The organism is Mesorhizobium sp. dw_380 (assembly GCF_018588885.1).
In the GTDB taxonomy this organism is placed as follows: domain Bacteria; phylum Pseudomonadota; class Alphaproteobacteria; order Rhizobiales; family Rhizobiaceae; genus Mesorhizobium.
On record NZ_JAFFIW010000014.1, the window covers coordinates 18,647 to 32,814 of the forward strand.

12 protein-coding genes are annotated in these 14,168 nt (G+C 63.6%); 2 read left to right on the plus strand and 10 right to left on the minus strand.

Annotated features, from left to right (window positions below; all coding sequences use genetic code 11):
- Positions 1-70: 70 nt before the first annotated feature.
- The 4 genes from JT360_RS16025 to JT360_RS16040 all read right to left on the minus strand — a co-directional run bounded on the left by JT360_RS16025 (position 71) and on the right by JT360_RS16040 (position 5,057).
- Entirely contained in the window at positions 71-1,681 is a 1,611-nt protein-coding gene (locus JT360_RS16025) for an ABC transporter substrate-binding protein (protein ID WP_214472615.1), read from the minus strand.
- Between the two features lie 75 nt (positions 1,682-1,756).
- Positions 1,757-2,449 (minus strand): HAD-IA family hydrolase, encoded by a 693-nt coding sequence (locus tag JT360_RS16030; protein ID WP_502845470.1) that lies wholly within the window; start codon positions 2,447-2,449, stop codon positions 1,757-1,759.
- Between the two features lie 267 nt (positions 2,450-2,716).
- On the minus strand, positions 2,717-4,090 hold the full coding sequence (locus tag JT360_RS16035) for an aspartate aminotransferase family protein (RefSeq protein WP_214472618.1): 1,374 nt from the start codon (positions 4,088-4,090) through the stop codon (positions 2,717-2,719).
- 127 nt (positions 4,091-4,217) lie between these two features.
- Complete coding sequence (locus JT360_RS16040) at positions 4,218-5,057, minus strand: GNAT family N-acetyltransferase (protein ID WP_214472620.1); 840 nt, start codon at positions 5,055-5,057, stop codon at positions 4,218-4,220.
- Between the two features lie 319 nt (positions 5,058-5,376).
- Between JT360_RS16040 and JT360_RS16045 the strand changes: the two genes are divergently transcribed.
- On the plus strand, positions 5,377-6,045 hold the full coding sequence (locus tag JT360_RS16045) for a haloacid dehalogenase type II (protein ID WP_214472621.1): 669 nt from the start codon (positions 5,377-5,379) through the stop codon (positions 6,043-6,045).
- 16 nt (positions 6,046-6,061) lie between these two features.
- A complete protein-coding gene (locus JT360_RS16050; RefSeq protein WP_214472623.1) occupies positions 6,062-7,336 on the plus strand; it encodes an NAD(P)/FAD-dependent oxidoreductase in 1,275 nt (424 codons plus the stop codon).
- An 87-nt stretch (positions 7,337-7,423) separates the two neighbouring features.
- On the opposite strand, the gene JT360_RS16055 is transcribed toward JT360_RS16050, so the two are convergent.
- From JT360_RS16055 to argE, 6 genes are all read right to left on the minus strand, one after another.
- On the minus strand, positions 7,424-8,881 hold the full coding sequence (locus JT360_RS16055; protein WP_214472625.1) for an NAD-dependent succinate-semialdehyde dehydrogenase: 1,458 nt from the start codon (positions 8,879-8,881) through the stop codon (positions 7,424-7,426).
- 17 nt (positions 8,882-8,898) lie between these two features.
- Positions 8,899-9,942: a tartrate dehydrogenase gene (locus JT360_RS16060; RefSeq protein WP_214472626.1), complete on the minus strand. Its 1,044-nt coding sequence runs from the start codon at positions 9,940-9,942 to the stop codon at positions 8,899-8,901.
- Positions 9,943-9,952: 10 nt separating this feature from the next.
- Positions 9,953-11,416, minus strand: coding sequence for an aldehyde dehydrogenase family protein (locus tag JT360_RS16065; protein ID WP_214472628.1), 1,464 nt, complete (start codon positions 11,414-11,416; stop codon positions 9,953-9,955).
- Positions 11,417-11,564: 148 nt separating this feature from the next.
- Entirely contained in the window at positions 11,565-11,918 is a 354-nt protein-coding gene (locus JT360_RS16070) for a cupin domain-containing protein (protein WP_214472629.1), read from the minus strand.
- Between the two features lie 23 nt (positions 11,919-11,941).
- Positions 11,942-12,865, minus strand: a complete 924-nt coding sequence (locus tag JT360_RS16075) for a 2-hydroxyacid dehydrogenase (RefSeq protein ID WP_214472631.1) — start codon at positions 12,863-12,865, stop codon at positions 11,942-11,944.
- Positions 12,866-12,879: 14 nt separating this feature from the next.
- Entirely contained in the window at positions 12,880-14,004 is a 1,125-nt protein-coding gene (argE, locus tag JT360_RS16080) for an acetylornithine deacetylase (protein ID WP_214472632.1), read from the minus strand.
- Between the last annotated feature and the right edge of the window lie 164 nt (positions 14,005-14,168).

Genomic DNA, 14,168 nt, shown 5'->3' on the forward strand with positions numbered 1-14,168 from the left:
TGCGTTCGGCCAAGCCATGTTGCGCAATAGGGTGACAGGGACCGGCTGTTCGGCCCCTGGCAGGCGCCTCTCAGGCTTCGAGCCAGAGATATTCCGCCATTGCGTAGCCCATCATGCCACCGAGTGGGTTCGCCTCCAAACCCTTCACCTTGCTGGAGAGGGCATCCACGTTGGAAATGTAGGCCGGGATGATGGTGCCGGCCTCCTCGGAGACCATGGTCTGCATCTGGCCGTAGATTTCCTTGCGCTTGGCCTGGTCGAGCGAGCCGCGCGCCTCGACGAGCAGCTTGTCGAACTTCTCGGACTTGTACTGGCTTTCGTTCCAGGGCGCGTTGGAGGCGTAGAGGAGCGAGAACAGGATATCCGGCGTCGGACGCGGGTTGATGTTGCCGAAATGGACCGGCGCCTTGAGCCAGTAATTATCCCAATAGCCGTCGGCCGGGACGCGCTGGACATCGAGCTTCATGCCGATATCGGCACCGGCCGCCTGGATGATCACTGCCATATCGATCGACGAGGTTGCGGCATCGGAGGCGATCACGGGGATGGATTGGCCGAGCAGGCCCGCCTTGTTGAAGTGGAATTTCGCCTTATCCGGGTCGAAAGCCTTCGGCTTGAGGTCGGCATTGTGGAAGATATTCGCAGGCGAAACGGGTTGGTCGTTGCCGATCTCGCCGAGGCCGCGCAGCGCCGATTTGACGATCTGCTCGCGGTTGACGAGATACTTCATGCCGGCCACGAAATCGGCCTTGCTACCCGGATCCATGTCGAGCCGGATGTTGAGGTCGGTGTAGTTGCCCGAGGTCGTCTTCGACAATTCGAAGCCCTGCTGGCCGCCGATGAGCTTCATCGCACGCGGATTGATGGAAGCGGCGAAATTGATGTCGCCGGACAAGAGCGCGTTGACCCGGGCGCTATCGTCGCTGATGGCGATGAATTCGAACGAATCGAGATAGGGCTTGCCCGACTTCCAGTAGTTCTTGTTCTTGGTGACGACCGAACGCACGCCCGGCTCAAATGTCTGGAGCACGAAGGCGCCGGTGCCGTTGCCCTTGGAGAAGTCGGTGGTGCCGTCAGCCACAATCATGAAGTGGTGCAGCGCCAGGATAGTCGGAAGGTCGGCATTCGGATCGGCCAGCGTGATTTCCACGGTCGACTTGTCGACGGCCTTGAAGCCGGTCATCTGCGCGGCGATCTTGGCAACCTTGGAGCCGACCGATTTGTCGAGATGGCGCTTCAGCGAGAAGACGACGTCGTCCGCGGTGAGGTCCTTGCCGTCGTGGAAAGTGACGCCTTTGCGCAGCTTCACGGTCCAGGTCTTGGCGTCCTTGCTGTCGAAGCTCTCGGCCAGCTCCATCTGCGTGACGCCATCCTTGTCGAGGAAGGTCAGGCGGTTGTAGAGCGAGCAGCAGCGGACATAATCGGTGGACAGCGACGCCTTTGCCGGATCGAGCGTGTCGGCGGTCGAGGACGACCAGCCGGCGGCCTTGAAAGTTCCACCGGATACCGGCGTGGCGGCGAGAGCTTGAGTGGCACGGCCAAGCACCACGCTGCCCGCGGCAACCGCGGCACCGCCGGCCAACAGCATCTTGAGGAGTTCGCGGCGGCTCGCGCCACGCCGGATGGCGTTTTCGACCATGGCATCGTCTGCGCTGGTCCAGTTGGTGATCTTGTTGGTCATATCATTCCCCTTTCTGTTTGTTTTCTCTTTGTTTGGTCGGGATGCTCGTCTTGTTGCGGCTTTCCGGGCTTGGGCTCAGGTCCGTTCCTTCAGGCTTTCCCGCACGGCCGCCGCCAACGCGGCCATTGAGGTGAAGTGGTAGTCCGGCGTGGTGAAGCGCTCGGGCTCGATCGTGCCTCCATAGCCCTTCTGGGCATGCCGGCGCTCGATCCAGCAGTTGGTCAAGCCAAGCGCCCGGGATATGCCGATATCGTGATACTGGCTTTGCGCGACGTGCAGGATGTCATCCTTGCTGTCGCCCTGGAAGGCTACGAAATCGAAGACTTTCCGGAAAAAGGCCGGGTCCGGTTTCTCCGTGCCGGTGTCGTCGGTGGTGAAGGTGGCGAAGAAGGGCGATCCAAGCTGCTTCTCGAAATGATCGAGCGCCCAGCGCCGGGCATTGGTCATGGCGATCAGTCTGTGCGACTTCGCAAGGTCCGCCAACGCCGCCGCGCTGTCGGGAAACCCTTGCCAGGCGCTGGCGGAGTCCCGCAGGCGGACGCCGTATTTCTCCTCGGCCGGCAGCCGGAGCTGCGGCGCGATGACCATGTAGACACGGACGAGATCGTCGGGAAACAAGCCCGCATCGGGCATATAGCGGCCCTGCCGGTAAAGGCTCAGCGCTTCCTCGCTGTCGATGGCAACGCCGGCCTCGGCGGCAATTCCGGCCAGGCAGGTCGTGATGCCGCCTTCGAAGTCGATCAGCGTGCCGACCACATCGAAGGTCATGTATTTGAGTTCGCTAAAGCCCCTGGCCAAATCTAGCTCTCCTCTGCGCGCGGCCGAATTGCATGTTCTGAACAGAACAAAATTCCGTGCTGTCCGGGGCGTTGGCCTTTTTGAAAAGCCCGTAAATCTCGGGTTTCTGGCCTTGTCTTAATTGCAGTCTGGCACTTCCCCCGCGCTGGATTCGCCGAAAAGGCGCGGGGCAGCGGCACAAAATTGCGAAATCGTCTGCCCCGGCGATATTTCGAGACGCGACATATTTCGCCGCCATCATGCGACAGCCTTGCGGACATCCGGATCGTCCAGCGTCTGGTCGAGCGTTCGGCGCGTTCGCTCGATGATCGCATCGATATCGCTGTCGGTGCAGCAGAGCGGCGGTGCATAGCCCAGAACCCCATGCGCGAAGGCACGAATGATCAGGCCGTTGTCCCACGCCCTGTCGAAGACCCGTCGCGCCGGCATCGCCGCTGCGGGAAGCGGCGTCTTCTTCTGCTTGTCAGTCACCAGCTCGACCGCGGCAAGCATGCCGCGACCGCGCACGTCGCCGACGAGCGGGTGATCCCTCAGGCCCTCCAAGCCCGCCATAAGCCGAGCGCCGGCCTTGATGCCATTCTCCAACAGACCGTCTTCGTAGAGCTTCAACACCTCGAGCGCGACGGCGGCGCTGACGGGATGGGCCGAATAGGTGTAGCCGTGGCCAACCGCTGAGCTGCCCGCGGCATCGGCGATGACATCATAGACGTGATCGGCCATGAACACGGCGCCCATCGGAACATAGCCAGAGGTCAGGCCTTTCGCGGTCGTCATGAAATCGGGAACGATGTCCTCCTCCGTGCAGGCGAACAGCGGCCCGGTGCGGCCGAATCCTGTGATCACCTCGTCTGCTATGAACAGGATGCCGTATTCCCGACAGAGCTCGCGTATCGCCCTGATCCAACCCTTCGGGGGGACGATGACACCGCCGGACCCTTGGATCGGCTCGGCATAGAAGGCGGCAACCCGCTCCGGGCCGATCGCCTCGATCTTGGCCTTCAGCGCGGCGAGCGATGCGGCGATGATCGCGTTCCCGTCCTCGCCTACAGGGTTGCGGTAGGGATAGGGGGAGGGGATCTTGTGCTGCCATTCGAAGGGAATGCCGAAGCCGGCGTGAAAGGCGGGCAGCGCGGTGAGACCAGCGCCGACCACCGATGACCCGTGATAGCCCTGCTCGATCGAAATGAACTGGTCGCGTTGCGGCTCGCCTCTGGCATTCCAGTAGTAGCGGACGAAACGGATCGTGCTGTCGACCGCGTCCGACCCCCCCAGCGTGAAATAGACATGATTGAGGTCACCGGGCGCGCGCTCGGCCAGTTCCGAGGCGAGCCGGATGGCCGGCTCCGAGCCGAGGTCGAAATAAGCGGTGGCATAGGGAAGCTCACGCATCTGCCGGGCAGCGGCCTCTACGATACTGTCGTGACCATAGCCGGCGTTGACGCACCACAGCCCGGCGAAACCGTCTACGAGTTGCCGGCCGGACGCATCGGTCACAGTCGCGCCCTTCGCCGATTTCAAGACGCGCACGCCGAGCGCCTCATGGCCGCGATATGAGGAGACCGGATGGATGAGGTGGGCGCGGTCGAGTTCTATCAGGGAATTGGCAAGCATTGTTGTCCTCCGGGCTAGAGCATGATGCCGAAAAGTGTGAGGCGGTCTTCGGACGACATCATGCTCTATCTCTTTGATTTAGAGACGGATTCAGATTTCAGGTCATTCGACCTGAAATCATCCGGCTCTAGCCGAGCGCCTGATTGGCGAGGGCGTAAACTCTTGGCCTGGCGTATTGCGCGTCCTTCTTGGGCGGGCGGTCCATGGCTACGCCGCCGCCGACATGGGCGAGGCCGATTTCCCCGAGCCAATCGGCGATGCCGGTCCGGCTGTCGGTATCCACACGCAGAAAGGCGCCGGGGCGCGATGTGGCGAAAAAACTGATGAGTGCCCTGGCGTCCTCGATGTTTCCGGCGATGACCGGGCCGATCACCTCGCCGCGTCCGAACGGGCGAATTGCGGCATAGGCCTCGATGGCGCCATTGCGGCGGATGACAGCGAATTCGCCGCGCTCGGCCAGCGCATCGATCAGAGCTTCTCGATCCGCGCCATAGGCCTCGCGGTCCATCGCCTTGATTTCAGGCAGATCGTCGATGCTCGCGGCTTCCACGCCTTCAGGCGCGTCAAGCTCTGCGACCTTGCCCTGATACTGCAGAACGGCGCCAGAAGGTACGAAGCCCAGTTTCTCATAGAGAGGCATGCCGTCCGTCGTCGCTACCAGCCGCAACGGACGATCCTCGGCAAGGGCGAATGCCTGTTCCATGAGCCGGCGTCCGAGTCCCTTGCCTCGCACATTCCTGTCGACGATCACCATGTTGATCATGGCGCAATCGGCGCCATAGGGCGTAACCAGGATGGTTCCGGTGACTTGGCCATGGCCGTCGAGCGCGACTGCACCGATCGAGAGCTGCAGCGCCATCTGCCAGTCCTGCGGGCGATGCGGCCAGTTCTCCTGACGAGAAAGCGCTACCGCACCCTCGATATGATCCGGTCCGAAGGTCCGGATTTCGATCTCGTCCTGTTGCATGAGACATCCTTCCGTCTGCCTTCAAGTCTCGACCATCGGCGCACCTAAGATCGTCTGAAGGCTTCGGTCTCGGCGATATCTTTCGCCTTTGCGCGGGGCGTGCGCCGCATCTTCTGCTGGCGCTGTCCGCCAGCGGATGCGCTTCACAGTCGCGGATGGCGCTTCTTGACAGGCAAGATGCTACAGCGTGCCAAACCCGATGGCGGATACGGAACTTTCTGCTTTCGGCAAGCCCATTTCGGTCAGGTGGCTGGTCGCCTGCCGGCTTATGATGAAGTGCATCGCAACGCTTGTGTGCTTCCACCGGAGATCGACGGACATGGCTTCTTTCAGGCCCAAATACATCACCTTCGACTGCTATGGCACGTTGACCCATTTCCAGATGGCGGAGGCGGCACGCGACCTCTACGGCAGCCGGCTCGACGAACCACACATGCAAGAATTCATCAAGAACTTCGCGGCGTACCGGCTCGACGAGATCATGGGCGACTGGAAGCCCTATGCCGATGTCGTCCACAACGCGCTCGAGCGCACCTGCAAGCGCAATGGCGTCGCCTTCAGCCCCGACGACGCCAGGATGGTCTATGAACGTGTCCCGACCTGGGGTCCCCACGCGGACGTCCCGGCCGGCCTCGCCAAGGTCGCCAAGGAAATTCCGCTGGTCATCCTGTCCAACGCCATGAACGCGCAGATCATGTCCAACGTCGAGAAACTCGGCGCGCCGTTCCATGCCGTTTACACGGCCGAACAGGCACAGGCCTATAAGCCCCGCTTCAGGGCGTTCGAATACATGCTCGACATGCTGGGCTGCGGCCCGGAAGATATCCTTCACTGCTCGTCTTCGTTCCGTTATGACCTGATGTCGGCACACGATCTCGGCATCAAGAACAAGGTCTGGGTCAATCGCGGCCACGAGCCGGCCAACCCTTACTACGGCTACGTCGAGATATCGGACATTTCCGGTCTTCCGGGCGTGGTTGGGCTTTGAAACAGGCGGATTGTCGATGAAGCTGGTCTCCTACTGGCACGACACGGCCCCGGTCTTTTCCGGCGGCGCGCAGGGCCCTGTCGAGGGCCATTACGATGCCGCCATCATCGGCGGCGGCTTCACCGGTCTCGCCGCTGCGCGCCAGCTGGCGAAGTCCGGCGCCAAGGTGGCGGTGCTGGAAGCGGAGCGGGTGGGCTGGGGCGCGTCCGGGCGCAATGGCGGGCACCTGAACAACGGCCTTGCCCACAGCTACCTCTCGGCCAAGGCGGAGCTCGGCAAGGAGCGCGCAATCGCGCTCTACCGGGCGCTCGACGACTCCGTCGACACCATCGAGGCGCTGGTCGCCGAGGAAGGCATCGACTGCAATTTCCGCCGCGCCGGCAAGCTGAAGCTCGCCTCCAAGCCGCAGCATTTCGAAGCCATAGCCCGCAACTTTGAAACCCTCCATGCCGAAGTGGATCCGGACACGGCGCTGCTTTCGGCTGCCGACCTCAAGTCCGAGATCGGCTCGCCGTTCCATGGCGCGATGCTGTCGAAGAAGAGCGCCATGATGCATATGGGCCGCTATGTGGCGGGTCTCGCCACGGCCGCCACCCGCCATGGCGCCGTCATCCATGAGAACACCAGGGTGACGGACCGCAAGCAAGCCGGCAGCAGGCATGAACTGACCACCTCGCGCGGCCGGATCAGCGCCGACAATGTGCTGGTGGCGACAGGCGCCTACACCACGCCGAATTTCGGCTATTTCCGCCGCAGGATCATCTCCGTCGGCAGCTTCATCATCGCCACGCGGCCGTTGAGCGACGCCGAGATCGCCGCGACCATGCCCGGCAACCGGACATGCGTGACCTCGATGAACATCGGCAACTACTTCCGGCTCTCGCCTGACAACCGGCTGATCTTCGGCGGCCGCGCACGCTTCTCCGCGACATCCGACCAGCGCTCCGACGCCAGGAGCGGACAGATCTTGCGGGCAGGCCTCGCGGCGATCTTTCCGCAACTCGCCAAAGTCGAGATCGACTATTGCTGGGGCGGGCTGGTCGACATGACCAAGGACCGCTTTCCGCGGGCCGGTTACCATGACGGCGTCTGGTTCGCGATGGGCTATTCCGGCCACGGCGGGCAGCTCTCCACCCATCTCGGCATGATCCTGGCCGATGCCATGCTCGGCCGCGAAGACCGCAATCCGATGAAGGGCCTCGAATGGCCTGCCATTCCCGGTTATTCCGGCAAACCCTGGTTCCTGCCGATGGTCGGGCTCTACTACAAGGCGCTCGATCAGGTGAGGTAGGCAGTGGGCAGTGGGCAGTAGGTGTATCTTCCTGTTGCCTACTGCCTACTGCCTACTGCCTATTCCCTATTGCCTATTGCCTATTCCCTATTGCCCTATTCCCATGTGGAACGTTTTCATCTCGAGATATTCCTCGATGCCGGCCTGCGCGCCCTCTCGCCCGAGGCCGGACAGCTTGACGCCGCCGAAAGGGGCGACCTCGATCGAGACCGAGCCGGTGTTGAGCCCGACCATGCCGAACTCCAGCGCCTCGCCGACGCGCCAGGCGCGTTTCAAATTCTCGGTGTAGAAGTAGGAGGCAAGCCCGTAGGGCGTGCCATTGGCCAGCGCGATCGCTTCCTCTTCAGTCTCGAAGCGGAAAAGCGGTGCGACCGGGCCGAACGTCTCTTCGCCGGCGAGCTGCATGTCCTTTGTAGCGCCGCTCAGCACCAGCGGCGCGACATACTGAGGGCCGTCGGGCAACGCAGGCTTCTCGGTGATAATCGCGGCACCCTTGGCGAGCGCGTCCTCGACGTGGCGGTTGATCTTCTCGACCGCCGCCATGTTGATCATCGGCCCGATGGCGACGCCGGGCTGTGTGCCAGGCCCCACCGTCATGGCGTTGACGCGGGCGGAAAGCTTCGCGGCGAAGGTTTCATAGACTCCAGCCTGGACGAGGATGCGGTTGGCGCAGACGCAGGTCTGGCCGCCATTGCGGAATTTCGACACCAGCGCGCCCTCGACGGCGAGGTCGAGATCGGCGTCGTCGAAGACGATGAAGGGGGCGTTGCCGCCGAGTTCGAGGCTGAGCCGCTTCACGCTGTCGGCCGCCCCTCGCATCAGCAGCGAGCCGACCCGCGTCGAGCCGGTGAAGGAGATCTTGCGAACGGTCTCGTTCGCCATGATCTCGTTGCCGATCTCGGCCGGCATCCCGGTGACGATGTTGATGACGCCGGCGGGAATGCCCGCGCGTTCGGCGAGCACGCCAAGCGCCAGCGCCGAATAGGGCGTGAACTCGGACGGCTTGATCACCACCGTGCAGCCGGCGGCCAGCGCCGGCGCGACCTTGCGGGTGATCATCGCGTTGGGAAAGTTCCATGGCGTGATGATGCCGCAAACGCCCACCGGCTCCTTCAGCACGATGATGCGGCGGTCTTGCGTCGGCGAGGGGATGGTGTGGCCGTTGATGCGGCGCGCTTCCTCCGCGAACCATTTGACGAAGGACGCACCGTAGCGGATCTCGCCTTTGGCCTCGTCCAGCGGCTTGCCCTGTTCGGTGGTCAGGATCAGCGCGAGATCGTCCAGATGTGTCAGCATCAGGCCATGCCATGCTTCCAGGAGCGAAGCGCGTTCGGCATTGGTCTTCTTCCGCCAATCTCCATAGGCGGAAGCCGCAGCCTCTATGGCCGCGCGGGTCTCCGGACCGGCCATGTCGGGCACTGTGCCGATCGGCGACTGGGTTGCCGGGTCCAGGACATCGACCGTTTTGCCGGAGCCGGCAGCGACCCATTCGCCGCCAATCAGGCCGGCTTCGCGGAAGAGACTTTTGTCTTTCAGGTTTTTCATCGAAAACGACCTTGCAATCAGGTGAGCGCCGCGACGATGGCGGCCGTTATGGCCTCCGTACGGTCTTTGCCGGGAGTGGTTCCAATGCCGCGCGCGGTTGTCGCTTCGAGCGCCTTCATGATGCGGCCGGCCGCGGCCGTTTCACTGAGATGACCGAGCATCATGGCGCCGGACCAGATGGCGGCGATCGGATTGGCGATGCCGAGATGCGCTATGTCGGGCGCCGAGCCGTGGACCGGCTCGAACATGGACGGCGCCGAGCGGCCGGGGTTGATGTTGGCGGAGGCGGCGTAACCGAGCCCGCCTTGGATCGCCGCGCCGATGTCGGTCAGAATGTCGCCGAAAAGGTTGGAGGCGACCACCACGTCGAGGCTTTCCGGCGCCATGATCATGCGCGCCGCTAGCGCATCGACGTGATAGCTGGTCACGGCGACGTCAGAGTACTCCGCAGCCAGCTTTCGCGTGATCTCGTCCCAGAAAACCATCGAGTATTTCTGCGCGTTGGATTTGGTGACGGAGGCGAGCTTTCCGCGCCGTGTCCGCGCCTGCTCGAAGCCGAAGCGCAGGATGCGCTCGACGCCGGCGCGGGTGAAGATTGAGGTCTCCACGGCGACCTCGTCCAGCGTGCCTTGATGTACGCGCCCGCCGGCGCCCGAGTATTCGCCTTCGGTGTTCTCGCGGATGCACAATATGTCGAAGTTTTCCGCCCGCAGCGGGCCTGTCACGCCCGGCAGCAGGCGGTGCGGCCGGATGTTGGCGTATTGCACGAATGCCTTGCGGATTGGAAGCAGCAAGCCGTGCAGCGAAACGGAATCCGGCACTTCCGCCGGCCAGCCGACCGCGCCGAGAAGGATGGCGTCAAAGCCGCGTAAGGTCTCGATGGCGTCCTCCGGCATCATGCGGCCGGTATCCTTGTAGAATTTGCAGGACCACGGGAATTCGGTGCTCGTCAGGGCAAAGCCGAAGTGTTTGGCTGCCGTTTCCAGCACTGTCCAGGCGGCGGCGGTCACGTCGCCGCCGATGCCGTCACCAGGGATCAGGGCGATCGAATAGGATTTCATCGGCATCTCTTCACAGGCTGATCAGGACGCTCTTGGTCCTGCGGTTGGCGAGATAGGCGTCGCGGCCGAGGTCCTTGCCGATGCCGGAGCGCTTGTAGCCGCCTGTCGGCAGGATATGGTCGCGCGAGCGGCTGTAGCGGTTGACCCAGACGGTGCCGGCTTCGAGCTTGCGCGCGAAGCGGATGGTGCGGGACAGGTCGGAGGTGAACACGCCGGAAGCCAGCCCGTAAGTCGGATGGCTGGACAGCGCCAGCGCCTCTTCCTCGGTCTCGAATGTCTGGACGGTCAGGACCGGGCCGAAGATTTCCTCGACGATCGCCGGGTTCGCCTGATCGACATTGGCAATCAGCGTCGGCTCGTAGAAATAGCCGGTGTGGTCCATGACGGTGCCGCCGGTCAGGCATTCGGCGCCAGCCTCGACCGCGGCTCGCACGATGCCGTCGATACGCGCCCGCTGCCGTTCCGAGATAACAGGCGAATACTGCGTCGCCTCGTCCCAGGTCGGGCCCGGGCGTACCGTCTTGATGCGTTCCAGGATGGCAGCCGTCAGCCTGTCGGCGACGCTCCTCTCGACGATCAGGCGCGTGCCGGCCACACAGGCCTGGCCGGCATTGAAGGTGACGCTGCCGGCGATCGCCGCCGCGGCTTTGTCCAGATCGGCATCGGCAAAGACGATCTGCGGGCTCTTGCCGCCGAGCTCCAGGGTCATCGGCTTAACGCCGGTGCGGGCGATGTTCTCCATGATGGCCGAGCCGGCGCGGGTCGAGCCGGTGAAGCTGATCTTGGCGATCTCGGGGTGGCCGGTCAGCGCCGTGCCGGTTGTCGGGCCGTCGCCGAGCACAATGTTTATGAGCCCCGCGGGCAGGCCTGCCTTTACAGCGAGTTGCGCGATGTAGACTGTCGAGAACGGCGTCATCTCGGAGGGTTTCAGGACAACCGCGTTGCCAGCGGCGAGTGCCGGGCCAAGCTTCCAGCCGGCCATCGAGATGGGAAAATTCCACGGCGTGATGGCGCCGACCACGCCATAAGGCTCGCTCATGATCATGCCGAGACTGGCGTCGTCGGTCGGCACGAGCTCGCTGCCCTCCTTGTCGGCGAACTCGGCAAAGAACCGGATCTGCTCGGCGGTCACGGCGATGTCGCCGGCGACGAGCTGGCCAACGGGTCGCGTCGAACATAGCGCCTCGATCCTGGCGAGCGTTTCGGCTTCCGCCTCGATCAGATCGGCCCAGGCCTGAAGTGCCCTGGTGCGCTCGCGCGGTCGAACGCCGCCCCAGTTGCTGGCCTTCAGCGCCGCCTTGGCGCTTTCCACCGCCCGGTCGACCATGTCGACGCCGGCCACGGGGCAGGCGGCGTATGCCTTACCGTCCGAAGGGCGGCGCATCTCGATCCCGCCCTCAGCCGAGATCAGCTCCCCGCCGATGAAGTGGCCGACGGGAAGGGGGATCGTATCGGGATCAAAGCTCAGGCTCATCGGCAATCCATCACTCTGGCAGCATCGGCGGGAGTCTAGCGCATGCTGGCGCGCAGCATGCACCGTTCGGTGATCCGCCACCGACGAATGTTGCGTGCCAGACCTGGAGGACGGCAAAATCTTCCGCGCAGGCCAGCACCTCACACGGTTATCCCACGGTCACGTAGATCTTGCGCACCGTTTCGATTGTCTTCCAGACACCGGTGAAGCCCGGTTTCATCACAAAGCTGTCGCCGGCGCGGTAGGTCACGGCCTCGCCGGTGTCGGGCGTGATTTCGATCACGCCGGAGAGGATGTGGCAGAACTCGAACGTGTCACCCTTGATCGAGCGCGTCTCGCCCGGCGTCGCTTCCCACACGCCGGTATGGACGAGATCACCCTTGGCGGCGTCCTGCGCCCAGGTCTTGAAGGCGGGGTTGCCGGCAATCAGCCGTTCGGGCAATGCGCTGGATTCGCGTGGCGGAAAGGCAGGGCTGGTGTCGACGGTTTTGAGCAGGGACAAGGGATGGCCTTTCAGGTTGGACTTCAATAGCCGCGCGACCGGTCGACGAGCCCGACTGGGTCGAGCCCGCCGCGGTGGCGCCTGATGTTTTCGACAACGGCCCGCGCGGCGGTCGCTGGTTGGGTGACGCTGGCGACATGCGGGGTCAGGATGATCTTCGGATGCGACCAGAAAGGATGGCCGGCCGGCAGTGGTTCGGGATCGGTGACGTCGATCATCGCCGCCGAAAGTTGGCCGCTGTCGAGCGCGGCGACAAGCGCTTCGTGATCGAGCTGCGGCCCCCGGCCCGTGTGGACAAGCGCCGCGCCGTTGGGCAGTTTCGCGAACAGGTCGGCATCGAGGAAACCGCGCGTGTCTTCGGTCAGCGGCAGCAGGCAGACCAGTATGTCGCTGGCCGCGAGCATCTGTTCCAGTCCAAGCTCGCCATGATGACAGGTCACGCCCTCGATCTGCCGCGGCGAGCGGCTCCATCCGGCGAGCGGAAAGCCGAAGGGTTTCAAACGGTCGAGGACGGCCTGGCCGAGCTGCCCGAGGCCGAGTATGCCGAGCCGGCGCGACTTGGCCTGGAGTTGCGCGATGTCGCTCCATTCGCCGGCGCGCTGCTGTACCAGATAGGCCGGCAGGTTGCGGTGAAGTGCCAGCACGGCCAGCGTCACATATTCCTGCATCATGCGCACGATACCTTCCTCGATCATGCGCACGATTGCCACGTTCGCAGGTACTGCATCGAGGCGAAACTGGTCGACGCCGGCGCCAATGGAAAACAGGATTTCCAGGTTCCTGTAGCGGGCGAGATTATCCGGCACGGTCCAGCTGATCAGATAGTGCACCGCGTCGGGATCGACCGTTGCGGCATCGATCGTGAAGGGGATGTCCGGCAGTTCTCTCGCGAACGCTTCGGCGAAGATCGCCCCGCGCCGCGCATCGGAATTGAACAGGAATGTCATCGCCGCTGTCTCTTTTAGATCATGCAGCGGGCGCCGAGCGCCTCGATCATTCGCTGGCAAGCAGTGAGTTCGCTGGCAAGAACATATTCGTCCGGCTTGTGAGCACGACCGATGTCGCCGGGGCCGCAAATGATCGCATCCAATCCGGCGGCTTGGTAGAGCCCGGCTTCGGTGCCGTAGCTGACGGCCGTTAGCGGCGCTTCGCCGGTCAGTTCGCTCAGCAGTGCCGCCAGCGCTGCGCCTTGCGGCAGCGACAGCGCAGGGTAGGCGCTCATCGGCGTCCACTCGACCAGAAAGCCGTCGGCTGCGAGGGCCTCGGCCCGCGCCTTGACCGGCGCGAGCAGGCTCGCCGGATCGACACCGGGTATGGCGCGTGCCTCCAGGTCCAGCGTGCAGGTGTCGGGGATGATGTTGACCGACTGTCCTCCTGCGATCACACCGGTCTGCAGCGAGGAATAGGCCGGCTCGAAGGCGGGGTTAAACGGACCGTGCGTCAGCCGCTCGGCTTCGCTCACGGCCGCGCTCAGTGCTTCGGACATCGCATGGATGGCGTTGAGCCCGAGGTCAGGCCGTGAAGAATGGCCGGAGCGCCCTTTGATGGTCACGCGGGCGGCTGCCTTGCCCTTGTGGCCACGCACGGCGCGCATGCCGCTCGGCTCGCCGACGATGACGCCGAGCGGTTTGGCGCAAAGATCGGGAAGCCGGGCGATCAGATGTGGCACGCCGCGGCATCCCACTTCCTCGTCATAGGAGAAGGCGAGATGGATAGGTTTGGCGAGGCGCAGTCCAGCCAGCATGGGCACAGCCGCCAGCGCAGCGGCGAGAAACCCCTTCATGTCGGTGGTGCCGCGTCCGTAGAGCCTTTCACCCTCCTTGCGCAGCGCGAAAGGATCCGAACTCCATTGCGGCTCATTGGCGGGAACAACGTCCATATGGCCGGACAGGATGTAGCCGGGGATATCGGTGGGGCCGATCGTCGCGAAAAGATTGGAACGGTCGCCTTCCGGTCCAAGGATCACGGTGACCTGCGCCCCGTATTCCGTGAGATAGGCCTCGATCCAGCCAGCGATGTCGCCGTTCGGCTCGCCGGCGACCGATGGGAAGGCGACGAGACGGTCGAGGATGTCGAAGACGTCCATTCCAGCCCTCAAGGCATTTGGATTTGGCATTCCGGGTTCGCCGGGCCGGTACCGTCAAGGATGTCCGCATTCTTTCGCGATTGCGTGCCGAAAGCGGAAATGTTTCAGTTGAATCTTGCGTTAGCACGCGGCTTTCGAGCAAATCGTACGGGGCCGGTTTGTTT